This is a genomic window from Synechococcus sp. B60.1, assembly GCF_047462555.1.
GTDB lineage: Bacteria > Cyanobacteriota > Cyanobacteriia > Thermostichales > Thermostichaceae > Thermostichus.
Genome location: NZ_JANSJN010000039.1, coordinates 1 through 22,456, shown reverse-complemented (window position 1 = coordinate 22,456; position 22,456 = coordinate 1). Strand labels below are relative to the sequence as shown.

Here is a 22,456-nt window from a genome sequence, read left to right as displayed (position 1 = left end):
CCGGCAAAAGCACCTTGGTCAAGATCCTGAGCAGCTTTCTGCGCTGCGATCTAATGCGATCTAAGGAGAGATTTGGATTGACGGGCAACCGGTTCGCATCGACAGCCCTGCAGCAGCCATTCGCCGGGGCAGCGGCATGTTGCACCAGGATCCCTTGGATTTTCCTTCTCTGACGGTGCTGGAAAACTCTGGAAAACTTTATATCGCCAGTTATATCGCCAGGCAGCGGGGCGCTTGGGTTTGGGGCTGCGAGAGAGCCGAAAACGTCTCCGAAAAGCCTGTGAAGAGTTTGGCTTCAACCTCAACCCGGATGAGGCTATCGGCAGTTTGACGGTGGGGGAACGGCAGCAACTGGAGATGCTGCGGTTGCTCTCACTGGGGATCAACACCTTAATTTTGGATGAGCCGACGACGGGCATTTCTGCGGCGCAAAAAAGATCTTTTGTTGATCTTTTGTTTGCGGCTTTGCGTCGGCTGGCAGAGGAGGGCAAGTCGGTGATCTTCGTCTCCCACAAGCTGGCCGATGGGGAATGCTTTTGCGATCGGGTGACGGTGATGCGGCAGGGGGAAGTGGTGGAGGAGCTGACTGTGAAGGGTGAAGACATTTCCCTGCCGGAACAGCGGCTGATCGATTGGATGTTTGGGCGGGAATTGGCGCCCCTGGCTCGGCCCCCCTCTCTGCAAAGAAGGGCAAATCCCCTGTTGGAGTTACGCTCCCTGGTGGTGCGGCATGAGCCGTTTACCTTGGCTTTACCGGATCTGGCGGTGCAGCTGGGGGAAGTGATTGGGTTGGCCGGTTTGGAGGGCAGTGGGCAACGCTCTTTCCTGCTCACCTGGGCAGGGTTGTTGCCGCCCAGGCAGGGCCAGATTCTCTTGGCAGGGCGGGAGATGACCAGGCCGTCCTTACGGCGACCATCTTCGCTCTGGGGTGGGGTTTTCTCTAGCGGATCGGCTGCGAGAAGGGCTGATCCCTGGCTTGACGTTGCAGGAGCATTTTGCCCTCCAGCAGCGGGATCCCTGGATTAACTGGGCTCTGGCCCGTCAACAGGCTGAGGCGGCCACCGAACACAGCGGGGCAGCTTGGTAGCCCCGTACTCAGCGCTCCGCGCCGCTGACGCGAGTAGTACAGTGAAGAAAAGCCCGCTCGCGTTAGCGGGACGTAGTCCTTAAGCAACTTGAGTCGCTCGCCAATGCTATAACAAGCAAGTACCCACCCCGGTGAAAGACCTGGACAGTGCTGTAAGTCACAAGTAAGCGGAACCTTGAGACTGGGTTCCAGGGAGCCGTCTAGGGGGGTCTTGACAGCGCCTTTGCGAGTCTATCTGTGGACTGCGTAAGAATCCCCCGACTTTAGTCGGGGGTGTCAATTCGGCGTTTGCGGTCACCTCTACAGCAGGGTGGAACAACTCTCGGGGGGCAGCCAGCAACGCAGCCAGTTGGCCCTATTGCCCACACTGGCCTGGGGATGGATGGGCTGCACCCTGCTGCTCTTGCTCGGGGATGGGATCCTTGCCTTCTGGGTTTGGACGGGGGGCTAACTTAGCTCCAGCGGGGCAAGTAGCAGGAAAAATCCTGTTTCTTAACAAACCGAAAGGGCCCGGAAAGGGATCCCCAGACCACTTGATCCGTTTCCGGGTCGCGGCCCTGATCCAGGCTGTGGAAGTAGTCGGCCCCAATCTCGAACTCGCTATAGAGGTAGGTGGTTCTGCCCTTGCGCTCGACGATACAGCCTTTGCCGGGCACGCTGCGGCCCCGGTAGCAGGATCCCGTCCACTCCACCTGGATTACACAGCCGGGCAAGAGTTCCAGCTCTGCCGCCGTCAGGCCGGCCAATTGCTCCAAGTTCCGACCGGCACATTTGTAGGCCTCTGGAGAGGTCAGGGCATAGTTTTGGATGCGGATCCCGTCGGGGGTCTCGAAGAGGTGGATGACCCGCTGCCGGTAGGGCTGGTCGGGGTAGATATCGTACAGTTGCTCCACGTAAAACCCTATCCCCTGAAACACTGACCACGGCAGGGGGCACTGGTAGACGTGAATATTGGCAAACCAAACCGGCTCGGCCATAGCCTGGTGCAGATTGTTGAAATGTCCGGCCATCCAGGTGGCCAGTTGGGCCAGTTGCGGCGAAACCGACATAGCGCGGGCAAAATCCTAACCAAGGGCAAACCTATTATCCAAGACGCTCGTCCTAGCTGCCAAAGCAAGCCTTCAGGGCCGCGAGCTAGAGTAGAAGAATGCAATCTGTTGCCACTTGGCCTATGTCTGCGGCACCTCTTCCTCTGCTGGGGCAATCTTTGGCTGCCTTGAAAGAGTGGGCAGTTGAGCAGGGTCAGCCGGCCTACCGCGGCCAACAACTGCACACTTGGCTCTACCAAAAAGGGATCCGCTCCCTGCAGGAGGTGACGGTCTTTCCCAAAGCCTGGCGCGAGGCGCTGCAGGATTATCCTGTGGGGCGCTCCCAGGTTGTGCAGCGGATAGAATCCCGCGACGGCACCGTTAAGTTGCTGCTGCAGCTAGCAGATGGGGAGTTGATCGAGACAGTGGGGATCCCAACTGCCAAGCGGCTAACTGTCTGCGTTTCCTCCCAGGTGGGCTGCCCCATGGCCTGCGACTTCTGCGCCACCGGCAAGATGGGCTACCGGCGCAACCTCAAGTTGCACGAAATCCTGGATCAGGTGTTAACGGTGCAGGAGGACTTTGGCCGCCGCGTCAGCCACGTGGTCTTCATGGGTATGGGGGAGCCCCTGCTCAACCGCGACACCGTGGTGCAGGCCATCCGCCGCCTCCACCAAGATATCGGCATCGGCCAGCGGCACATTACCCTTTCCACCGTGGGCGTGCCCCGGCAAATTCCCTGGCTGGCAGAGCAGAATCTGCAAGTTACCTTGGCCGTCAGCCTGCATGCCCCCAACCAGGAGCTGCGGCAGCAGTTGATCCCTTCTGCAGCCCACTACCCCCTAGAGGCCCTGATCCGGGATTGCCGCGACTACATGCTGCGCACCGGGCGGCGGGTCAGCTTTGAATATACGCTGCTAGCGGGGGTGAACGATCTGCCCCTCCATGCCCGCCAACTGGCGCGTCTGCTGCAGCAGGCCAGCCAGGCGGGGGCCCGCCTGCACGTCAACCTGATCCCGTACAACCCCATTGCCGAGGCCGACTATCAGCGCCCCCAGCCGGCGCGAGTGGCGGAGTTCGTCCGGCTGCTTGAAGAGCACCACGTGCGGGCCAGCGTGCGCCAAACCCGCGGCCTGGATGGCAACGCCGCCTGTGGTCAACTACGGGGATCCTTTCTGCACGCTTCCCCCCCGCCCTTGCCTTCCCCTGGGCCAGCCCTTGGCCGTTCTTAGATGCTCAAGTTCGGAGTTTTTTTGCAGTTGCCACCGGCGGGGCAGAAGGCAGCCAAACGCGAAAATGCGTCCATCCTTCCAAGCTGCTGACGGAGATCTGGCCCCCCATGTGCTCCACCAGTTGCTTGACCAGGGCCAGCCCCAGGCCGGTGCCGCCGTGCTTCCAGCGATCCGACTGCGGGATGCGGTAGAACTTCTCAAAGATGCGGGGCAGCTCCGATTCCGGGATCTCGCTGCTGTTGCTGCAGACAAAGAGGATCCCTTCTCCTTCCCAGGCCACCTGCAGGTGGATGGATCCCGCGGGGGCGGTGTATTTGACGGCGTTGTGCAGCAGCTCGCGCAAGATGCGGCCCAGGGCCGTGGGATCCGCCTCAAGGGGTGGGATCCCCTCTTCTAGGTGCAGTTGCAAACTTTGGTTTTTGGCCTGGGCCAGGGGCTGAACTGCCGCCACCAGATCCCGCAAATAGCGCGGCAGAAAGATCTCTTCGGGTTGGAGCAGATACTTCTCGGCTGCCAGCCGCTGCATGTCCAGCAGGTCGTTGATGAGATCAATTTGGCGGTTGCATTCCTTGAGGGCGATGGCGAAATAGTGCTGCTGCTTCTCGGGATCATCGCGGGCTATTTGCAACATTTGTAGGGCCATGCGCACATTGGTCATGGGGGTGCGCAGCTCGTGGGAGACGGTGCTCAAGAAATCATCCTTGAGCAGGTTGAGCCGCTCCAATTCCTTTACCTGGGCCTGGGCCGCCTCATACAGACGGGCCTGCCGCAGAGCCAGAGCAGACAGGTTGGCCACCTGATAGGCCAGTTGTCTCTCCGCTTCGGAAAACTCCTGCTGCCGCTCCAACAGCAGCAGCCCCAGCCGCTCTTGCTTGTCCCAGAGGGAGCACGCCAAAAGCTGTACCCAGTGCCCCTCTCGCTCCTTTTGACAACAGCAGTGGACTTCCCAGGGCTGGTCAAGAAACGCATGGGAGTGCAGCAGGTGCCTCAGCTCGGGATCGTTGAGGCAGGCGGGATCCGCCTTCTCCGGAAACGAGCAAGCCGGGATCCAAGAGGATCCATCGGCACTGGTCAAGAAAATATGACAGCCGGTTAGGTTGAGGGCCTCGGCCAGGCTCTTGACCACCTCTTCCAGGATCTCCCCCTCCTTGAGGCTGGCCACCATCTGGCCGCTGAGGGAGCGCAGCACCGCCTCAAAGCGCAAAGACTGCTCCAGCTTGGCAGTACGCAGCGCCACCTGGGCTTCCAGCTCGCGGTTGAGGGCTTCTAGCTGCTGTTGGATCCGCTTTTGCTCGGTGATCTCCCGCCCCACCGACAGGATCTCCACCAGTTGGCCCTGGCTGTCGAAAATGCCCTGATCCACCCAGCTCACCCAGCGGGATTGGCCATCTTCGCCGGGGTACTCCCGCTCGCTGCGGTGGTAAGGGTGCTCAGGCGTCAGAGCCGCAAGGGACTGCAGCACCGCGGCTTGCTCTTCTTCCGGGAGCAGATCCCGCCAAGGTCGGCCCAACACTTCTTCTGGGGAACAGCCAAAAAAGCGCAAGAGCGCAGGGTTGCCGTAGGTAATTCTCCCATCGGGCTGAAAGCGGCAGATCAGCTCCGTCTGCTGCTCCACCACAGCGCGGTACTGCTGCTGCTGTTGCCAGAGGCGATCCAGCAAAGCTTGTTGGTTGGTGGCCGCCTGCTGCCAAGCTTTGGCCAGGATCTGCACTTCTTGGATAGAGCCGGGATCCACAGGGGGCCAGGCCGGGATCCCAGTGTGCACAAATTGCTCCGCTATTTGGGTAAGGCGGCGCAGCGGACGAGAGAGGGCTTCGCTGAGGAGGATCCCGGCGGCCAAAAAGCCCAGCAGCAGCCCACCCCCCAACAGGGCCGCCTGCCGAGCACTGGCATAGACAGGGGCTAAAAGGGCGCCCTCCGGGATCCCGTAGACGAAGTAAAAGCCCGGCCCCCATTGATCCTGAATGGCCGTCACCTGCACCCAGTAAGGGATCCCGTCCACCTCAAGGCGCAGTAAACCCTTAGCGGCAGCCGTTGCCCAGGATCCCACCTGCTCTTGCACAGCCAGCAGCAGCGGCTGGGGAGACAGCTCCTCCCTGCCGGCCACCACCTGGCCCTCTTCATCCAGCAACCAGCTCACCCCTGGATACGCCAAGCTGGCCTGCAGATCCTCCAGAAAAGCCTGCAGTTGCTGAGCCGAGAGAGTAGCCACCAAGCTGCCGTAAACCCGCCCCTCCGCCTCGGCCAAGGGCAGCGCTGTCAGGATCAGCCGCTCCGGCCTCTGATTGGGAAACTCGACAAAAAAGTTGCTCACCACCCAGGTACGGCGGGCCTCTTCCTGTTGCAGGATCCCGGGAAACCAGGACAGCCGCCGCAAATCCACCAAGCCCAACTGCCGCTTCAAGCCGGTGGGATCCCCGCTTTCCGGATCCCGCTGGCGGCCCTGGACGGATCCCGGCTTCAGGCCTGGCGTGTGGTAGGTCCAGATCGACCCACCGGTGTGGCGGCGGGCGGTTACAAACCCCCCCTCCGCTGAGACAAAGCCGATGTAGCTCAGCTCGGGAAACTGCTGCAACTGGCGGGCAAAATAGGCCTCAAGCCTCTCCAGATCTTGCGGCTGAAGCGCGGCCAAATTGGGCAGTAGCTCCCACTGGACTGCCCCTTGATTGAGGGCATTGATCTGAAGGGGGGCTTGGAGATAGCGCCTGAGGTGCTCTTCAGTGCGATGGTTAACCTCACTCTTCAGGTGCTCGGCCAACTGCAGCGCCATCTGCCGGCCAGCCCGCCAGGAGAGATAGCCCACCCCGCCTGCCCCCCCAGCCACTGCCAACAGCAGCGGCAACAGCAGCGCCACCTGCAAAGGAACCGCTCGAGAAGTAAGGAAGGGCAGGCGCATTGGCGAAGAAGAGGAAAACAGCATGGGATCCCTAGGCTTGGGGTGGCTCCAGAGCTCGCTGCAAAGCGCCGAGGAGAATTTCGGCACCAATGGCCAACAGCGCCACCGGGATCGCTCCCACCAACAGGATGGCGTTGTCGTAGAGGGCAAACCCCAGCGTGATGAAGCTGCCCAGCCCGCCCGCCCCGATAAAGGCCGCCAACGTGGCGCTGGCAATGACCTCGATAGTAGCGGTTTTAACACCGGCCAAGATTACCGGCAACGCCAAGGGGATCTCCACATGGCGTAGCACCTGCGCCGGCGTCATGCCCATTCCCAAAGCAGCTTCGCGTAGAGCCGGATCGAGGCTGCGGAAGGCCACATCCGTGCTGATTAAAATGGGGGGCAAGGCCAAGATCGTCAGGGCAATCGCCGCCGACTGAAAGCCAAGGCCAAAGTAGGGAATGGCCAAAAACAAAATCGCCAAGCTGGGGATCACCCGCAAGCTGCCGAAGGCATTGATCACCACGAGGGAAACCACCTGCGAGCGGGAGCTGCCAAAACCCAAGGGCAGGCCCACCAGCAACGCGATCCCCAGCGGCACCACCACCAGTTGCAGGTGCTGGAGGAAAGCTTGAACTAGCAGGTCGCTGTTGCTTTGAGCATAGTGCAAGGAGCGATCCAGGAGGCTCATCGAGAGCTACACGCAGAGTAGCTTGGTAGCCCCGTACTCAGCGCTCCGCGCCGCTAGCGCGAGTAGTGCGGGGCGGAAAAGCCTTCGAGCGACTGGAGTCGCTCGCCAATGTTATGTTGTAATCCTAAGTTAGCACCTACCCCGGTGAAAAACCCGGACAGTGCCGTAAGTCAACAAGTAAGCGGAACCTTGACGCTTTGTCTCTAGGAACCGTCTAAGGGCGTCTTGACAGCGCCTTTCCGAGTCCAACTGTGGACTGCGTAAGAACCCTTCGACTTTTTTAGTCGGGGGAGTGTCAAATCCCCGCGAATCAACAGACCAACCCCGCTGTAGAGTTTGCAGTCAGCCCCTATATTTTGCCAGCCCTCTTGACTTGTTTGCTCGCTCCTGGCCTAATTCAACTCAGCCCTCTCTCCATTCCCCCTTGAGACGCCGTCTACTTGAGTTCTGGCGCCGTCGCTTTCCCCACAGCCTGCGCACTCAGGTAGCGCTGGTGATTGCCAGCCTTTCCTTTGTCCCCAACTTGGTTTTCATCCTGTCGGTGCAGTGGATCCTGCCCGGCACAGAGCTCAGTCCCGAGGGATCTCTCCTGCTGCTGTTGTGGATCCCTCTGCTGGCGGTGCTATCGGCGCTGGCAGGCTATGCCTTGTCTTCCATGCTCTTGCGGCCCCTGACGTTGCTGGCCCGCGAGCTGGCCCACCTAGAAACCTTGATCAACCAGCCAGACCGCTGGACTTTGCTGCTCCGCCCAGGGGATCCCCAAGAGGCTCTGATCCTGCGGCAAGCTTTTGCCCATTTGCTGCGCCAAATCCAAAGCGATCAAAGACGGCGGGAGGCCTTCACGGCTACCTTGGTGCACGATCTAAAAACTCCTCTCATTGCCTTTGGGCATCTGCTAAGTGCTCTCAAGCAGGAGCTCCCCTTGAGTCCCCAGGAGCGGCTGGCCCTGCTGAATCGCATGCTGGAGGAGAACCAGCGCAACCTGGCCCTGGTGCAAAAGATGGTGGAGGCCTACCGCCTAGAGCGGGGCGAGATCGCCCTGCATCCCCAGCCCTGTGATCTGGGATCCCTGGCCCGACGGGTGGCCGAACGTATGGGATCTCTGGCTCGAGAGCGGGAGATCGACCTGCAGGTGGAGGGAGAAGGGTGGGGCGCCGCCGATGAGGACGAGCTGGAGCGGGCGCTGGTGAACCTGGTGGACAATGCTTTGCGCTACGCCCGCCATGCGGTGGTGCTGACCGTCAGCCCCCGGCAGATCCAGGTGCGGGATGACGGGCCCGGCCTGCCGGCTCCCCTGGAAGATCTGGCCCAGCCCTACATCGCCCAACCCATTCACATTGCCGGCCAGCACTACCCGACCGGCTCAGGAGGTCTAGGGCTGTACATCGCCAAGCGTATCCTGCAAGCCCACGGAGGAGACTTGCGTTTGGTGGAGACGGGATCCCAGGGCACTACCCTGGCCCTGGTGCTGCCCTGATCCCCAGCCCCGCCAGAGGGAGAAAAACACCGAAGGCAGTTCCCTGCTTCGCGTTAGCGGTGTGGAGCGCTTGCAGTTCACTCGACGGGACGGCCCCGATACATCAACCGGTACTTTGCCGGTGGGGGCGCAGCCGTTTGCTCTTGGCGTTCTTCTGGTGCAACGGGCGGGGAAGGAAGGGAGCTGTCTTTTTCAGGCCGCAAACCCGCCTGCTCGAGAACCGCGTGAAGAGCTGCCGTGTCAATGGGAAAAGGCCACCTGGCTGCCTTGTAAACTTGCTCGAGGGAGTGAAGAATGTCGTCGGCTTCGGCCAAACCAGGGATCACCTCGGCTGCCCCCTGGTAAATGGCCCAGCGCCGCTCTGCCGGCTCAATGCGGCGACGGGGGTGATGAGTGAGAATCACAGGGATATCCGGAAGCCGGCTCCGACACTCTCGACAAAAGGCATAGGGGTTAAACAGCCCCGTCGTCATATCCACCACCATCAGATCCGGAGGATGAGTTGCCGCCACCTCCACCAGATCTGCCTGAGGAGAAACCAGCACCACTGCATGGCGCTGAGACTCCAGCACCGACTTCCAGAGCTGGGCCTGCCAAGGCTGACCCTGAGCCACCAAAACGGTCTTGGTCACGGTGAGCAGAGATAGGTGAGCAAAAGGGGAAGGGGAAATCTGCACGAGTTAACGGCTCGCCTCAGTTCACAACTTTGCCTAGGGCGCAAGCTAGCATTTCCAATCAAGAAGAAACAGTAACTAGCTATACAGGTAGTGTTGGGCCGACCCCGCCGCTCGGGTAGCTGAAACTCCACCAATTTGCGGCAGATTTTTGGGTACAGTTTGTCCGGCAGCTTCAGCGCTTGCCTTGCTCGGGCAAACCAACCTCAGCTTTCTCTTCGGTTTCGGATCCCAGCTCGGCCTGCAAGGCCTGCCACTCCTCTGGGGAGAGGGAGTGAAGTTTCTCTTGGATTTGCTGCCTCTCAAAAGCGGCCCACTGGGCCTTCAGGGTCATTTCCCTGCTCAACACCCGCTTCAGGTAGCCCACAGTCCAGCCCAGGCACCCCAGCAGAAACACCACGCTTAACACCTGCTGCGCCGCGCCCGTATCCAAGCCGGCCCAAAGCAACAGCCCGTAGAAAAGTCCTCCCCCCAAGAGCAAGGCTAGGCCAATGCCGAGAACATCCCGTCTACGCATGGCTCAAGCGCTTAGATAGCGGCAGGCTCTAGAGCGAACGCGGCTTGGGCCGAAACGTCATGAAGGGAGCCACGAGCACCATACCGGGGAAGAAAAACAAAACTAGGAAAAACATCAACACCTTTTCCCAGGCACCGCTATAGTTCCAGCGCTTGTCCACGTACACCAAAAACAAGAACGGCAGCACCAGCAGGTAGAGAACTGCTAGGGCAGCATAGGTCAAGCCAATGAGCGTTGGGGTCGAAAGCATCTCCAGTTGCCTCAAATTAGCCTGTGCCAATCCAGCCCGCATCGGGGTTACATTACAGCATTGTAATAGCGAATAAACTTGTCGGCTTAGCCGGCTCTTCGCCTTATGGCTATAAACTCGTGCTGATGGCCCCGACAGGGCAGGTAGAGATGCATTGTTCGCACATAACACAGCGATTACGCAGAAACTCCAGTTTCCAGTCAGGAGCGGCAATCTTCAGCGCCTCGGTGGGGCAAACGCCTGTACACAAGCCGCAGTCCACGCACGAATCTGGGTCGATCTGAATTTCTTTGGCCCGCTCGGCCACCTCAATGCCTAAAGACTGCACCCACTCCAGACCCGCCTCCACCTGGTCGATATCTCCCGAGAGCTCCACCACCAGGGTGCCCACTTCGTTGGGGGTTACTCTGGCGCGGACAATGTTGGCGGCTACATCGAAGTCTTTGGCCAGACGATAGGTGAGGGGCACATTCACCAAGTGGCGAGGAAAAATCAGGGTCACTCGTTTGCGCACGGATTTGACTTGCGTATCGGAGGTGCGGTGACTCTTCCAGTATGAGTATGCCAAGGCCGACTGCCAAGTTTGGCCATGCCGCAAGTGCAAAATCTCCTCCTCACCGCCAGAAAGATGGGATCCGCTCCCAACACCGTCTGCCCCCAGGTTGGGAACTACGAAAGGCGCCCCACAGCCTGCCACAATAGGGGCAGAGCGTCTTCGATTCCCATGAACTCAGCCCGGCCCCGGCTCAACTCCGAGCACTATCGACAGATGTTGGTGCGCGATGGCGAGCGCCGCTTCCGCGAATGGCACACCGCCTTTCTCAACTACCAGCGGCAGTTTTTGCAAGAGATGAAGCGACTGCAGCTCCGTTCTTCCTCGAATTGCTAATTTCCTTCGGTAATGCCTACGCCCACCCCTTTGCACCTGCTGCCGATCTGTTCTGAGCCTGATCCTTCCCTCCGCCAAGAAACTTTGGAATTGTTGGAGTGGCCCCGCCTCTGCCAACACTTGGCCAGCTTTGCCGCCACACCCCTAGGCCGCCGCGCCTGCCTAGAGCTGGATCCCTGGCGGAGCCGCGCCGAGAGCGAGGTCTGTCTTGATCAAACGGAGGAGGCCATCCGGCTGGATTGCAGCCAGCCGGGGGGGGTCTCTCTGGACGGGATCCACAACCTGCTGCCGGCCCTGGAACGGGCCGAACGGGGGGGCATTCTGAGCGGGGAAGAGCTGGTGCAGATTGCCACAACCTTGGGGGCTGCTCGCCGCCTTCGCCGTCTCATCGATGCTGACGAGCGCCTGCCCCGCCTGCAGGAGTGGGTGAGCACACTGCGCACCTATCCTGAGCTAGAGCAGGAGATCTTCCGCTGCCTGGATGAGCACGGCGAGGTGAGAGATAGCGCCAGCCCCGCGCTTGCAGACCTACGCCGTCAGCACCGCCAGTACCGCAACCAGATCCAAGAACGCCTACAACAGGTGATGAGCCAGCACCCCCAGGCGCTGCAGGACACGTTGATTGGCCAGCGGCAGGGGCGCTTTGTGCTGATGGTGAAGGCCACCCACCGCGACGTGATCCGGGGCATCGTCCACGACAGCTCTGCCAGTGGGGCCACCCTCTATGTGGAGCCCTACGCTGTGGTGGAGCTGGGCAACCGGCTGCGGGAAACCCAGGCCCAGATCCAGGCGGAGGAAGAGCGAATCTTGGCGGCGCTCTCTGCCCAGGTGGGATCCGTGGCCACCGATCTGGAGCATTTGCAGGCGGTGCTGGTGGGGCTGGAGGTGGCCTTGGCCCGTGGCCGCTACAGTCTTTGGTTGGCGGGCAATCGCCCCCAGTTTGTCCCGGCAGGATTGCGCCTGCGCCAAGCTAGGCACCCCTTGCTTCTGTGGCAGTCTCGCGAGGAAGGCAAGGGCCCGGAGGTGATCCCGATTGATTTCACCCTCTCCGAGTCCATCCGCGCCGTGGTCATCACCGGCCCCAACACCGGTGGCAAGACGGTTGCTCTGAAGACCTTGGGGCTATTGGTGCTTATGGCCAAGGCGGGGATCTTCCTGCCTGCCCAGGATCCGCCCCAACTGCCCTGGTTCGACGGGGTCTATGCCGACATCGGCGACGAGCAATCGCTGCAGCAAAGCCTCTCCACTTTTTCCGGGCACATTCGCCGCATCAGCCGCATCGTGCAAGCTTTGCAGTCAGACCCGGCGCCGGCCCTTGTTCTGCTGGACGAGGTGGGGGCGGGCACGGATCCTAGCGAGGGTGCGGCCCTGGCGGCTGGGCTATTGGAGTATCTCTCGGAAAAGGCCCTGCTTACCTTGGCCACCACCCACTACGGCGAGCTGAAGGCCCTCAAGTACCAGCATCCCGGCTTTGAGAATGCCTCGGTGGAGTTTGACGAGGCCACTCTAGCCCCCACCTACCGCCTACTGTGGGGGATCCCTGGTCGCTCCAATGCCTTTGCCATTGCCCGGCGGCTGCACCTGGAGCCGGAGATTCTGCGGCGGGCGCAGCAGCATCTGCAGGGGGAAAGCCAGGTGGATAAGGTGATCGCGGGGCTGGAGGCGCAACGGGCCCAGTTGGAAGAGCGGGCCGCCCAGGTGGGATCCCTGCACCAAGAGCTGGAAACCCTGTACCGCCAAATGCAGCAGCGCAGCCGGCAAATGGCTGAGCGAGAGGCGCAACTGGAGTACCAGCAGCGACAGGGGCTGCAAGCCCTCTTGGCCGCTGCCCGCCGGGAGGTGGCCGCCGCCATCCGCAAGTTGCAGCAGGGGGACAATCCCCAGCAGGTTGCTGCTGAGCTGGAGCAGATTCGCGGGCGCTACTCGCCGCCGTCGCCGCCGGTTGAGACTGAGTTCGTGCCGGAGGTGGGGGATCGGGTGCGGCTGAGGGGCCTGGGGCAGACGGGGGAGGTGATTGCCGTCGAAGGGGATGTGTATGTAGTGCGCAGCGGCATCCTCAAGTTCACGGTGCCGCAGGGCCAGTTGGATCCCATCGATGAACATCAGGCCAAACAGCGCCAGCGCCCCAAAGCTCCTCCCTCCCCTCCGCCCACCACTGCTCCCCTGAACCTGCGCACCAGCCGCAACACCCTTGACCTAAGGGGGAAAACTGTAGCCGATGCCGAGGCGATTCTGGAACAGCACTTTGCCCAAGCCCCTCCTGGCCCGGTTTGGATCATCCACGGCCACGGCACGGGACGCCTGCGGGCCGGCGTCCAGGCCTACCTCCAAAATCACCCGCGTGTCCAGAGGTTTGCCCCGGCGGATCCCCAGGATGGGGGTACGGGCGTAACGGTAGCCCACCTGCGGTGAGGCTGAGCGGCTTTCGGCGGGCTGGCTCCAACATTACCGAGAGCCTTGTCCAGTGTGATGAAGGTCTCTGACCTTCCCTCCCCCTTTGGGAGAGGGGCAGACGGTTTCAGACTTGACTTTGGAGCGCCGCTGTTGAGGTGACAGGCTGGGATCCCGCTTGGCGGTGCCGACTTTGCCAAAGCCAGTAGGCGCGCAGCAGTTGGCTATCTCCAATTAACTTGAGCATCACCGCCACCGTCGCACTGGTCCAGCCGAGGGGGCCGAAAGTGGCACCTGCTGCCGCCAACAGGGCCAACCCGGAAAGATTCAGCCCCAAGCCCTGTACCCCCATCCACCAAACGGTCTCACGCTCTAACATTGGCCAGATCCTAGAGGAAGAATTGGATAGCCCTACTCTCCTAAATTTGAGGCGGGATGGGGATATGGCCAAGCCTCAGCCTAGATGCCCAAAGCTGCATGCTTCGGGGGGCGTTATGTCCATAGCGCTTAGCCACCTAGCCCATCCACTCCTGCAATCGGGCCAGGGCCAGCCGCTTTTGCGTTGCAGAGCGGACGCTGCCCTCCGTTAGCCGGTTGAAGCCATGCACCAGCCCCTTGCCTCCCAGCGCCACCAGAGTGACCCGATGGGTTTGCCCCGGCTCAAAACGCACCGCTTGGCCGGAAGGGATGTTGAGGCGCATGCCAAAGCTGGCGGCGCGATCGAACACCAGGGCTCGGTTGACCTCGAAAAAGTGAAAATGGGATCCCACCTGAATGGGCCGATCCCCCCGGTTGGTGACCTCCAGCGTCACAGTGGCCCGCCCGACATTGGCTTGGATGGGATCCTCTGCCAGCAACAGCTCTCCCGGGATCGGGGCTGGTTCAGGGTCGGCAGCAGGTGTGGCTTTGGATTTGCGAGCCATATGGACAACCTCCTGAAGTCTCTGGGTCTTTGGGAGATCCTTAGAAAGCAGCTAGCGAATGGGGTGGTGAAGGGTCACCAGCTTGGTTCCGTCGGGGAAGGTTGCCTCTACTTGAATTTCCGGGATCATCTCCGGGATCCCTGGCATCACGTCCTCTCGGCTCAGCCACGTCAGCCCTTCACTCATCAACTGAGCAACGGTTTTCCCTTCCCGCGCCCCCTCCAAGATGGCTGCGCTCAGGTAGGCCACCGCCTCGGGGTAATTGAGTTTGAGGCCCCGCTGCCGCCGATCCCGAGCTAACTGGGCGGCCAGGTAGATCAACAGCTTGTCTTTCTCCTGGGGGGACAAGTACATGGAGCAACCTCGAAAGATACAAAACGATACAGAACAGACAGCAGCAGGCTCACTTAGCCTAGAGTTGACTTAATTACTTAGTACCACCTCTGGGCGAAAAAAGGCTGCAGAGGCTACAGGGGGTTTCGCTTTTCTTGCCAAACCAAGAGCTTCCACCTCTTTCCACCTCTGCCGTTGCTACTTTCCGCCCCTGCCACCCATGATGAAAGAGTAACAATAAAGTTAAAAATAGAAGTAAAACTTTATCCGATCCTCATTTAGCCCTAGCTTGGTTGACCTGAGATCCATTGGCTAATTCCTCTTAGCAGGTGTTGATTGGGTTCTTTTGAGCAGCCATGAAACTCGAACTGACTCCCAGACAACGGAAGATCCTGTGGGCAACGGTGCGCAGGTATATTGCCACGGCAGAACCTGTCGGCTCCAAAACCTTGGCCCAGTCCTACAACCTCGGAGTCAGCACGGCTACCATTCGCAACGACTTGGCCACTTTGGAGCAGGTTGGGTTGCTGTTCCAGCCCCACACCTCTGCCGGTCGGATCCCTTCTGACTTTGGCTATCGGGTCTATGTGAACGATCTGTTGACCTCCGCCAACATGGATGAGATCCCGAGCGATGCTCCCCAGCCGGAGCCCCATCCTGCGCTGCAGCAGTTGCTGGATCAGCTCAACCGTGAGCTGGGGGACGACCTCGATAGCCTCTTGCAGAGGGTGGCACAGCTTTTGGCCCACTTGAGCGGTTGCATCGCTCTCATCACCCCTCCCCAGGGGCCGGTGGTAGCCGTTCACCATGTGCAGTTGCTGCCGGTGGGGCCAGGGCGGGTGATGGTGCTAGTGGTTACGGATTCCTACCAAACCCATTCGGCCTTGGTTAGCCCACCGGAGTGGCCCGACGATCGGCGCGAGGATCTGGAAGATGAGCTGCAGCTACTGAGCAACTTTCTCACCCTGAAGTTGCGGGGCAAGACTTTTGCCGAGCTGCAGGATCTGAGCTGGTTGAAGCTGGATGAGGAGTTTCGCGCTTACAGCCATTGGCTGCAGCAACTGCTGCGCTCGGTAGTGCAGCGCTACCTACGGCCCTCGCTGGGACAGGTGTTCAGCGCGGGCATGACGGAGCTGATGCGGCAGCCGGAGTTTTCCCAGGCCCAGCGGATGCAGGCGGTGGCCCAGTTGATCGAAAAGGGATCCGAGCAGCTTCAGGGGATGATCGGGCTCTATTCCATGCCAGATAGCCCGTCCACGGGCGAAGCAACTCTTTCGGCCACGGCGGCCAGGAACAAGGCATCCTCTAGCACTCCAGAGCAGGATCCATCCCACAACGTTCCCGTGATCATCTACATTGGCAGCGAGAACCCGCTGGAATCTCTGCACCACTGCACGGTCATTGCCTCAGTTTATCGCCGCCGCTCGGCGCCCCTGGGTGCGGTCACCCTGCTGGGGCCGACCCGCATGGCCTACGAGCGGAGCATCGCTGCTGTGCAGACGGTGGCCTCCCATCTCACTCGGGCCCTTGCCTGAGGGATCCCAGGGAGAACGCGAGGTCTGGGTTGCCCCCGAGCAATAGCCAACTGTGGCCAGGCTTTCTCCTCTTCACCTGCGGGTTCAGTGTGCCATTCGCGAGCGGCAACTGCTTCGCCCCGGCCAGCGGCTGCTGGTAGCTTTTTCTGGCGGACAAGATTCTTTTTCCCTGCTCCAGATCTTGCGGGATTTGCAGCCTCGCTGGGGCTGGCAGATCTTTGTTTTGCACTGTGATCACCGTTGGTCAGCCGATGAGACGGAGTGTGCCAAGTTTTTGCAGGGATGGCTGCAACAGCAGGGCCTGCCCCACGCCGTTGAGACTGCCGATCCCATCCGCTGGGATGAGGCGGGGGCCAGGGCTTGGCGCTACCAGCAACTGAACAAATGGGCGCGCACCTGGAGTTGCGAGGTGGTGACCACAGGGCACACGGCCAGCGACCGGGCGGAGACGTTTTTGTGGAACCTGCTGCGGGGCACGGGGGCTGCCGGCCTGGTCAGCCTAGATTGGCAACGGCGTTTGGACGAGCGGGATCCCACCTCCGCTTGGTTGGTGCGTCCCCTGCTGGGCCTTTCCCGCTGGGAAACGGAAGAGTTCTGCCGACAATACCAGTTGCCGGTCTGGCCGGATCGCAGCAACCAGGATCTGGCTCATGGCCGCAACCGCCTTCGCTTAGAGGTGATGCCCTATCTCAAGCAGCACTTTAACCCGCAACTGGAAGCGGCTTTGAATCGGGCAGCCACACTGTTGCAGGCAGAGCATGAGCTGGTGGTGGCGCAAGCCGCCCAACTGTGGTTACAGGTGTACGAGCCCGCTTTGCCGGGGCTGCAGCGGGATCCCTTGCGGGCTGCGCCCCTGGCTTTGCAGCGGCAGGTGATGTTTCAATTCTTGTCGCTGCTGCTGCCCCATCACCCAACTTTTGAGCAGGTGGAAGCCGGGATGCGGCTCCTGAAAGCAGGCCGCCGCAGCCGCAGCCCCGACTACCCTGGCGGAGGCTGGCTAGAGGTGAAGGGGGATCACCTGGTCTGGATCTCTGCTCAGTGAGAGCTCTCCCCCTCCTGCAACGGCTGAGAACCTCAACCAATAGTTAACAGCACAGTTCAGATTTGCACGGCAACTACCGTCCCAGAAAATCCTTACTGGGGACAAACGAGGGGCTACTCAGAGGAAGCTCGATGGGAGCCTCACAGAGGGTAAAGCTGGAGGCCTCGACTTTAGTGCGGGGAGGAAGGCTACTCTGGAACTTTGGTGGCCAAAGTGGCGACTCCTTCGCAAGATACCCCACTGTATACTGTAGGGGGGATAGCTCCTGCGCGAATGATGGAGCATGACTCAAGTTCTAACTATCTCCCGCAAGCTCAAGGTATCTGCGTCGCAAGCCGCCAAGCTGGATGCAACCAAGGCCTCCGGCCCGCTGGCGCGAGCGTGAACGAGTTAACCAACAGCCGCGCAGCCAGAGAGAGCGGCGGCGGTTGAACAGTTGGGCCTTCTACCCGTTGCGGCAGTTTGTGCACTACAAGGCAATGAGGGTAGGGGTCAAGGTTGTGGTGGTGCCGCCTGCCTGCAGCTCACAGACCTGCCACCGTTGCTTGTGGCTTGGCCAGCGGGAAGGGGAGCATTTTCGCTGTGTCAACCCCGTCTGTAGTTGGGAAGGGGATGCGGATTTTAACGCTGCCACTCGCGTTAGCGGGACGGAGTCCCTAAGCTCCCGACTTCAGTGGGGGAAGTTTACCCTGGCAAGCGAGCAAAGCTGACTCCTGGGTAGTAATAAGCCAAAATTTGGCGGTAGGTCCAGCCCTGACGGGCCAATTCTTGGGCACCCCACTGGCTCATGCCAATACCATGCCCGTACTTGGGATAGGGGCTAAAATCCGGCAGACTTCTCAGGTAAGGGATCCCGCTCACCCCAACGGTTTGGCTGCCGGCGCTGGCGCTGTACATGGCGTTTACAAATTGCCCCCCATACACCATGACGATGCCGCGGGTGGCGTGTGTTGCTGCTAGGGCGGCGGCTGAGCGCTGCGAGAGGCCCCGATACACCTGGGAGCGGGTGTCGCTAAACACATCAAACCAGCCGCGGGAATTGCGGTGGTGAAGAACATAGGTGCGGGCTGCCACCGCCTGGGCCTTGAGGGCCTCGGGCAAGAAGCGGGATCCCATCTCGGCTTCCACCACGCCGGCCACGTAGTCTTCTAGATCCACGTAGTTGATGGCCATTACCCTGTTATACCCGGTCAAGAGCACCTTGCCGGAATACCAGCGGCCATCCACGGCCACCAGGCCACCCGCTGGCGGCTCGATGAACAACACCGGGCTGACCACCCCCTGCAGGCGCACCCCTTGAGGGCCGGGCTGGGCCAGAAACCCTTGCATGGGCGGCAACTCGGCCAGCACCTCTTGGCGGCTGTTGGTCAGTTGGGCGGGGCGAGAAACGCCCACCACCACAGGGGCGGTGGCATCGGCCAATTGCACGCGCACCGTCACCCCCCAAGCGCTCTCTATCCATCCCCCTAAGGTGCCCACCAGCAGGGATCCCATCAGGGCAAGCCAACCCCGTGCTCCCATAGCCTCTGTCCAGAGTTCTTTTTTGTACAGCAACCCCAGCCTAGGATAGAGCAAATCGGACTTGGGAATGAAAATCAGGGTGCCTAAAGGGCGGGACGGGATCCCGTTGACAAGGGAGCGGGCGGATGGGATTGCTCCAAAGGGAGAGAATCAGGTTGTCGAAACCGATCCGGTTCCAGGCCCAAGGCAAAGCACAGGGAGGATCCCGGTCGTCCATTGGAGAAGCAGAGAAAAGCTCCCAGCGAAGCCAATGCCAGAAGGGCCGCATAGCCGAACATGGCCCGATAGCCGGATCCCAGCGCCAGGGTGCCCAGGATCGGCCCCGCCAGCCCAATGCCCAAGTCAAACCCACACATCACCAAGCTGAACAAACGCCCCCGCTCCACCGGCTCAGAGCGATCGGCTACCAGGGCGGAGATCAGCGGGATCAAGGTGCCAAAACCCGACCCCACCACGATCCCGGCGACAAGAAAAGCCCCGACGCTGTCGGCAACCAACAGGATCCCCATCGCCAGAGCATAGGTGGCCAAGCTCAGAGAGATAAACGGCCCCCGCCCGTAGCGATCGGAAGCGCGACCAGCCAGCAGGCGCACGCCGAAGCTGGCAAAGGCCACCGCCGTATAAAAAAGACCGGGATTGAGGGGAACTCCGACCTCTTGGATCAACAGGGCCACAAAAGTAGTCTGGGTGCCGAAGGCCAGCCCCACCAAGAGCATGACCCCAGCGAGAGAGCACACCTTGGGGTTGAGCACAAGGCTCCAAAACGCTCCATCCGGGGGCAGGGATCCCCAACCCCCACGGCGCTGCTCGCGAACCGATTGGGTACAGAGAAAGCCCACCAACCCCAGCAGAGCGGCAAAGAGAAACAGAGGGCCATAACCAACCAGCTCCTGCAAAAAGCCGCCCAAAGCAGGGCCGATGGCTACACCAATGGGATTGACCAAACTCATGTAGCCCAAGATCTCGCCGCGTTTTGCTTCCGGGGCAAAATCCGCCACCAAAGTAACGTAGGCGGTGGCAAAAGCGGCGATGCTGATCCCGTGAAAGGCCCGCACCAGCGCTATCCACGGGATCCAATCCCAGAGCCAGTACCCCAAAGGCGCCATCCCCGCCGCGCCCATGCCGATGAGCAAGACGATCCGGCGACTGTGGCCATCCGCCAGCCGCCCCAACCAAGGGCGAAAAGCCAGCAGCCCAATCGAGAAGGCCCCCATCACCAAGCCCACCTCTTGGCTGGTGCCGCCCACATCCCGGACGTAGAGCGGCAGTGTGGGCAACAGCGAAGACAGACTGGCCCAAAAGAGCAGCCCGGCCACGAAGAGAATGCCCAAGTTGCGCCGCTGCGCCGGCTGTAGCTGCCCGAATACCCTCACGCCCACTCCCAATGAAACTCTCACAACCCTGCCAGGGAGCAAAGCCGTCTCCACAGCATCCCTGAACAGAAATATTACGAAATGTCTATTTGGGTGCTGACTTTTTCAATCTTAACCTCTTGTCTGGAACTGTGCAGGATCCCTGTTCAGGGGCAGCCGTTAGCCTGGAAGTGGCCTTTTTGTACGCTTGCCTATGGCGGAACGGTCAGATCCCTTGACTCGCGGTTTGGTTGCCCTGATTCGGGGCTACCAGATAGGCATCTCCCCTTGGCTGCCTCCTGCGTGCCGCTACTACCCCACCTGCTCCCAGTACACGCTGGAAGCAGTGCGGCGCTACGGCGCCATCCGAGGCAGTTGGCTGGGGATCCGCCGCCTCTGCCGCTGCCACCCTTGGCATCCGGGGAGCTACGACCCGGTGCCCGACTTGCCAGGATCCGCACCTGACGAAACTTATCGCCCCAGCCGAGATTGATTGACGAGGGGGATCCCTGTCAGGCCAAGATCGGTGTTGCCGGAAAAGGCTGTATTTGGGAGCCGGTCAGTCAGGAATAGCAGGCCACCGCCTCGATTTCCACCAAGGCATTCAAGGGCAAGCCAGCCACCTGCACGCAAGAGCGGGCCGGCGCCGGGTCTGCGGCAAAAAACTCTCGATAAACCTCGTTCATGGCGGCAAAGTCTTTCATATCCGCCAAAAAAACGGTTGTCTTCACCACATTGGCCAGGCTCGTGCCCCCTGCTTCCAGCACCGCCTTCAGGTTCAGCAACGCCTGCCGAGTTTGCGAGGCAACATCTTCTCCCGCCAGCTTGCCAGTTTTGGGATCCAGGCCCACCTGGCCGGCGGCAAACAGAAAGGGCCCCGAAGCAACAACGCCCTGGCTGTAAGGGCCGACAGGAACAGGAGCGGCCTCGGTTTGTACAGCACAAGGGCCTGGCCCGGTTTGGCCCTGCGGATGGCCCATCGCGGAATTGGCCAGATTGCTCGGCTCCATAGAGGTTTGCCCCCGTGAAGAGAAGCTCTTTCGCTACGCTACCACAGGCGGATCCCAGAGAAGACGAACCCGCAATGCCAAAATAGGCTTGTCGGGAGGAAAAAGTACTCATGCCTTTGATCAAGTTGCAAACCTCTCTGCAGCCAGAACCTGCCACCGTGGCCGAGCTGCTCAAGTTCCTCTCTGCTGCTCTGGCTAAGCAGTTGGGCAAGTCGGAAGCCTACGTAATGACTGCTTTTGAAGGAGGGATCCCGATGACCTTTGCCGGCAGCGCCGATCCCTGCTGCTATGTAGAGATCAAGAGTATTGGGCAGTTTTCCGCCGATCAAACCCGATCCCTGAGCGAGTTTTTTTGCAGCACCATCGAGGACAAATTGGGGATCCCCAGGAAGAGGATTTACATTGAGTTCAGCGATGCCAAAGGCTATCTTTGGGGATGGAACGGCACGACCTTTGGGTGAAAGCTACTTCGCACAAGTCAGGTATTTCCTAGCCTGGCTGCTCTAGCCTATCTAGCAACAGCTTTCTGATGCTCTCGAGCGCCCTAGGAGACCTGTCCCAACCCAGAGCAAATCCCGCAAAGCGGCAGCTTCTACTGAAGCTTGCTGGCCTTTTGGGCGTGGCCGTTCTTATTTTTGGGTAGCCCATCGATTGGGATTTTTTGGAGTTATTCAAGACTGGTTTGCCAAAGCTCTGGTGGAAGACTTGGGGCTGCTGGGGCCAATGCTTTTTTTCATTGCCATTTACATCGTGGCCATCTACATTGTGGCGACGGTGCCGCCTCTGCCGGCTTCGCTGCTGACCTTGGACGCAGGAGCTGTGGGGCTCGGCAAGCCCTACGGGAAGGGGTAAAGCAGGGCTAGGCCAACCTAAGTCAAAGTGGCCTTGCGCAGAGGCTCAGCCAACCAGTTGGCAGAGGGTCTCCTGCCTTTCTCGGTCTTGTTCGGCCAGTTCCTGGATGGCGCGTTGGTACACCTGGGCAGGTGTGGATCCCTGGTTGACCTGCTTCAGCCAGCGCTGGGCCTCATTGCCTTCCTGGAGCAGAGTTTGCAAGGGAGCCAAGAAGCAACCCAGCCCTTGGGGCTGGCCCAGGCGCCACGCTTCAGTCAGCAGCTCTTCAATCCACTCCTGGGCTAAGCATTCCCGGCCGGTGCGCCAGTCAATCAGCCGAGCTTGCAGGGACTCACGGGCAGCAGCATGCTCGTTGGCCTCGCAAAGACTCTCCAGCTCCGCTGGGGTAAAAGGCCCCCCCAAGGGATCCAGCGCCTCCGGCTGAGATAGCAATTGCCAGAGGCGGGCCTCTACTAGGGCGGTGATGGCCAGAATCATCACCGGATCCGCCACTAGGTCGCAGATGCGCAGCTCCACTCGGTTGAGGTGATAGGGCCGCTCCGGGCCGTTGGGCCGTACAGAAGTCCAGAGGTGGCGCACGTTCTGCATCGTGCCCAGGGCCAGTTGCTCCTGCATCCAGGCGATGTAGTGGGCGTGATCCCGGAAGAAGGGCACCTGGGCCGGCGTTTTGGGAAACACCTGCCAACGGCTGGAATGGTAGCCCGTTACCTGGCCGTCCAGAAAAGGAGAAGAAGCGCTCAGGGCCAAATAAAGAGGGGCTTCCGCCCGCAATAG

General features: G+C 60.6%; 24 protein-coding genes and 1 pseudogene. 11 read left to right on the top strand and 14 right to left on the bottom strand.

Annotated features, from left to right (window positions below; translation table 11 throughout):
- Window positions 1–240: 240 nt before the first annotated feature.
- Window positions 241–1,026: a hypothetical protein gene (locus NW863_RS06155; RefSeq protein WP_414365246.1), complete on the top strand. Its 786-nt coding sequence runs from the start codon at window positions 241–243 to the stop codon at window positions 1,024–1,026.
- A gap of 513 nt (window positions 1,027–1,539) precedes the next feature.
- Here the strand turns inward: NW863_RS06155 and NW863_RS06150 are convergent.
- Window positions 1,540–2,136 carry a chromophore lyase CpcT/CpeT gene (locus NW863_RS06150; RefSeq protein WP_414365244.1) on the bottom strand — a complete coding sequence of 199 codons (597 nt, stop codon included), beginning with the start codon at window positions 2,134–2,136 and terminating at the stop codon, window positions 1,540–1,542.
- A 122-nt stretch (window positions 2,137–2,258) separates the two neighbouring features.
- Here NW863_RS06150 and rlmN point away from each other — a divergent pair, with 122 nt between their 5' ends.
- The gene (gene rlmN, locus NW863_RS06145; RefSeq protein WP_414365243.1) at window positions 2,259–3,347 is read left to right on the top strand and encodes a 23S rRNA (adenine(2503)-C(2))-methyltransferase RlmN; all 1,089 of its coding nucleotides are present in this window, start codon (window positions 2,259–2,261) and stop codon (window positions 3,345–3,347) included.
- A gap of 4 nt (window positions 3,348–3,351) precedes the next feature.
- Here rlmN and NW863_RS06140 read toward each other — a convergent pair whose 3' ends face one another.
- Window positions 3,352–6,267 carry an ATP-binding protein gene (locus NW863_RS06140; protein ID WP_414365242.1) on the bottom strand — a complete coding sequence of 972 codons (2,916 nt, stop codon included), beginning with the start codon at window positions 6,265–6,267 and terminating at the stop codon, window positions 3,352–3,354.
- 7 nt (window positions 6,268–6,274) lie between these two features.
- Window positions 6,275–6,916 carry an ABC transporter permease gene (locus NW863_RS06135; RefSeq protein ID WP_414365241.1) on the bottom strand — a complete coding sequence of 214 codons (642 nt, stop codon included), beginning with the start codon at window positions 6,914–6,916 and terminating at the stop codon, window positions 6,275–6,277.
- Between the two features lie 424 nt (window positions 6,917–7,340).
- Here NW863_RS06135 and NW863_RS06130 point away from each other — a divergent pair, with 424 nt between their 5' ends.
- The gene (locus NW863_RS06130) at window positions 7,341–8,393 is read left to right on the top strand and encodes a sensor histidine kinase (protein WP_414365239.1); all 1,053 of its coding nucleotides are present in this window, start codon (window positions 7,341–7,343) and stop codon (window positions 8,391–8,393) included.
- A gap of 77 nt (window positions 8,394–8,470) precedes the next feature.
- Here NW863_RS06130 and NW863_RS06125 read toward each other — a convergent pair whose 3' ends face one another.
- The 4 genes from NW863_RS06125 to NW863_RS06110 form a co-directional block, all read right to left on the bottom strand.
- Window positions 8,471–9,070 (bottom strand): response regulator, encoded by a 600-nt coding sequence (locus tag NW863_RS06125; RefSeq protein ID WP_414365237.1) that lies wholly within the window; start codon window positions 9,068–9,070, stop codon window positions 8,471–8,473.
- 172 nt (window positions 9,071–9,242) lie between these two features.
- The gene (locus NW863_RS06120) at window positions 9,243–9,584 is read right to left on the bottom strand and encodes a DUF3007 family protein (protein WP_414365235.1); all 342 of its coding nucleotides are present in this window, start codon (window positions 9,582–9,584) and stop codon (window positions 9,243–9,245) included.
- 28 nt (window positions 9,585–9,612) lie between these two features.
- Entirely contained in the window at window positions 9,613–9,834 is a 222-nt protein-coding gene (gene ndhL, locus NW863_RS06115) for an NAD(P)H-quinone oxidoreductase subunit L (RefSeq protein WP_414365233.1), read from the bottom strand.
- Between the two features lie 109 nt (window positions 9,835–9,943).
- Entirely contained in the window at window positions 9,944–10,348 is a 405-nt protein-coding gene (locus NW863_RS06110; RefSeq protein ID WP_414365231.1) for an NIL domain-containing protein, read from the bottom strand.
- A 210-nt stretch (window positions 10,349–10,558) separates the two neighbouring features.
- Between NW863_RS06110 and NW863_RS06105 the strand changes: the two genes are divergently transcribed.
- Both NW863_RS06105 and NW863_RS06100 read left to right on the top strand, forming a co-directional pair.
- Window positions 10,559–10,723: a hypothetical protein gene (locus tag NW863_RS06105; RefSeq protein WP_414365230.1), complete on the top strand. Its 165-nt coding sequence runs from the start codon at window positions 10,559–10,561 to the stop codon at window positions 10,721–10,723.
- A 45-nt stretch (window positions 10,724–10,768) separates the two neighbouring features.
- Window positions 10,769–13,135, top strand: coding sequence for an endonuclease MutS2 (locus NW863_RS06100; RefSeq protein WP_414365250.1), 2,367 nt, complete (start codon window positions 10,769–10,771; stop codon window positions 13,133–13,135).
- A gap of 106 nt (window positions 13,136–13,241) precedes the next feature.
- Here the strand turns inward: NW863_RS06100 and NW863_RS06095 are convergent, their stop codons facing one another.
- The 3 genes from NW863_RS06095 to NW863_RS06085 form a co-directional block, all read right to left on the bottom strand.
- On the bottom strand, window positions 13,242–13,493 hold the full coding sequence (locus NW863_RS06095) for a hypothetical protein (RefSeq protein WP_414365228.1): 252 nt from the start codon (window positions 13,491–13,493) through the stop codon (window positions 13,242–13,244).
- Between the two features lie 136 nt (window positions 13,494–13,629).
- Window positions 13,630–14,037, bottom strand: coding sequence for an urease subunit beta (locus NW863_RS06090; RefSeq protein WP_414365226.1), 408 nt, complete (start codon window positions 14,035–14,037; stop codon window positions 13,630–13,632).
- Window positions 14,038–14,088: 51 nt separating this feature from the next.
- Entirely contained in the window at window positions 14,089–14,391 is a 303-nt protein-coding gene (locus NW863_RS06085; protein WP_414365225.1) for an urease subunit gamma, read from the bottom strand.
- Window positions 14,392–14,726: 335 nt separating this feature from the next.
- Here NW863_RS06085 and hrcA point away from each other — a divergent pair, with 335 nt between their 5' ends.
- The 3 genes and pseudogenes from hrcA to NW863_RS06070 all read left to right on the top strand — a co-directional run.
- Window positions 14,727–15,905: a heat-inducible transcriptional repressor HrcA gene (hrcA, locus tag NW863_RS06080; RefSeq protein ID WP_414365223.1), complete on the top strand. Its 1,179-nt coding sequence runs from the start codon at window positions 14,727–14,729 to the stop codon at window positions 15,903–15,905.
- A 52-nt stretch (window positions 15,906–15,957) separates the two neighbouring features.
- The gene (gene tilS / locus NW863_RS06075; protein ID WP_414365221.1) at window positions 15,958–16,947 is read left to right on the top strand and encodes a tRNA lysidine(34) synthetase TilS; all 990 of its coding nucleotides are present in this window, start codon (window positions 15,958–15,960) and stop codon (window positions 16,945–16,947) included.
- A 380-nt stretch (window positions 16,948–17,327) separates the two neighbouring features.
- A pseudogene (locus tag NW863_RS06070) lies at window positions 17,328–17,591 on the top strand (zinc ribbon domain-containing protein); the annotation flags it as partial.
- A gap of 40 nt (window positions 17,592–17,631) precedes the next feature.
- Here the strand turns inward: NW863_RS06070 and NW863_RS06065 are convergent.
- Both NW863_RS06065 and NW863_RS06060 read right to left on the bottom strand, forming a co-directional pair.
- A complete protein-coding gene (locus NW863_RS06065; RefSeq protein ID WP_414365219.1) occupies window positions 17,632–18,468 on the bottom strand; it encodes a SpoIID/LytB domain-containing protein in 837 nt (278 codons plus the stop codon).
- Between the two features lie 83 nt (window positions 18,469–18,551).
- Window positions 18,552–19,841, bottom strand: a complete 1,290-nt coding sequence (locus tag NW863_RS06060; protein WP_414365217.1) for an MFS transporter — start codon at window positions 19,839–19,841, stop codon at window positions 18,552–18,554.
- 193 nt (window positions 19,842–20,034) lie between these two features.
- On the opposite strand from NW863_RS06060, the gene yidD reads away from it, so the two are divergent.
- Entirely contained in the window at window positions 20,035–20,313 is a 279-nt protein-coding gene (yidD, locus tag NW863_RS06055; RefSeq protein ID WP_414365216.1) for a membrane protein insertion efficiency factor YidD, read from the top strand.
- Window positions 20,314–20,383: 70 nt separating this feature from the next.
- Here yidD and NW863_RS06050 read toward each other — a convergent pair whose 3' ends face one another.
- Window positions 20,384–20,800, bottom strand: coding sequence for a RidA family protein (locus NW863_RS06050; RefSeq protein ID WP_414365248.1), 417 nt, complete (start codon window positions 20,798–20,800; stop codon window positions 20,384–20,386).
- 140 nt (window positions 20,801–20,940) lie between these two features.
- Here NW863_RS06050 and NW863_RS06045 point away from each other — a divergent pair, with 140 nt between their 5' ends.
- The gene (locus tag NW863_RS06045; RefSeq protein WP_414365215.1) at window positions 20,941–21,291 is read left to right on the top strand and encodes a phenylpyruvate tautomerase MIF-related protein; all 351 of its coding nucleotides are present in this window, start codon (window positions 20,941–20,943) and stop codon (window positions 21,289–21,291) included.
- A gap of 190 nt (window positions 21,292–21,481) precedes the next feature.
- The gene (locus NW863_RS06040) at window positions 21,482–21,682 is read left to right on the top strand and encodes a hypothetical protein (RefSeq protein WP_414365213.1); all 201 of its coding nucleotides are present in this window, start codon (window positions 21,482–21,484) and stop codon (window positions 21,680–21,682) included.
- A gap of 45 nt (window positions 21,683–21,727) precedes the next feature.
- On the opposite strand, the gene gshA is transcribed toward NW863_RS06040, so the two are convergent.
- Window positions 21,728–22,456 (bottom strand): glutamate--cysteine ligase (gshA, locus tag NW863_RS06035; protein WP_414365211.1); only part of this gene is annotated, 729 nt, incomplete at its 5' end.

Coding starts and splice junctions, on each gene's coding strand:
- NW863_RS06150 (WP_414365244.1), bottom strand. CDS start 2,136: ATGTCGGTTTCGCCGCAACTGGCCCAACTGGCCACCTGGATGGCCGGA.
- yidD (WP_414365216.1), top strand. CDS start 20,035: ATGGCGGAACGGTCAGATCCCTTGACTCGCGGTTTGGTTGCCCTGATT.
- NW863_RS06065 (WP_414365219.1), bottom strand. CDS start 18,468: ATGGGAGCACGGGGTTGGCTTGCCCTGATGGGATCCCTGCTGGTGGGC.
- hrcA (WP_414365223.1), top strand. CDS start 14,727: ATGAAACTCGAACTGACTCCCAGACAACGGAAGATCCTGTGGGCAACG.
- NW863_RS06120 (WP_414365235.1), bottom strand. CDS start 9,584: ATGCGTAGACGGGATGTTCTCGGCATTGGCCTAGCCTTGCTCTTGGGG.
- NW863_RS06105 (WP_414365230.1), top strand. CDS start 10,559: ATGAACTCAGCCCGGCCCCGGCTCAACTCCGAGCACTATCGACAGATG.
- NW863_RS06140 (WP_414365242.1), bottom strand. CDS start 6,267: ATGCTGTTTTCCTCTTCTTCGCCAATGCGCCTGCCCTTCCTTACTTCT.
- rlmN (WP_414365243.1), top strand. CDS start 2,259: ATGTCTGCGGCACCTCTTCCTCTGCTGGGGCAATCTTTGGCTGCCTTG.
- ndhL (WP_414365233.1), bottom strand. CDS start 9,834: ATGCTTTCGACCCCAACGCTCATTGGCTTGACCTATGCTGCCCTAGCA.
- NW863_RS06050 (WP_414365248.1), bottom strand. CDS start 20,800: ATGGGCCATCCGCAGGGCCAAACCGGGCCAGGCCCTTGTGCTGTACAA.
- NW863_RS06135 (WP_414365241.1), bottom strand. CDS start 6,916: ATGAGCCTCCTGGATCGCTCCTTGCACTATGCTCAAAGCAACAGCGAC.
- NW863_RS06095 (WP_414365228.1), bottom strand. CDS start 13,493: ATGTTAGAGCGTGAGACCGTTTGGTGGATGGGGGTACAGGGCTTGGGG.
- NW863_RS06045 (WP_414365215.1), top strand. CDS start 20,941: ATGCCTTTGATCAAGTTGCAAACCTCTCTGCAGCCAGAACCTGCCACC.
- NW863_RS06090 (WP_414365226.1), bottom strand. CDS start 14,037: ATGGCTCGCAAATCCAAAGCCACACCTGCTGCCGACCCTGAACCAGCC.
- NW863_RS06085 (WP_414365225.1), bottom strand. CDS start 14,391: ATGTACTTGTCCCCCCAGGAGAAAGACAAGCTGTTGATCTACCTGGCC.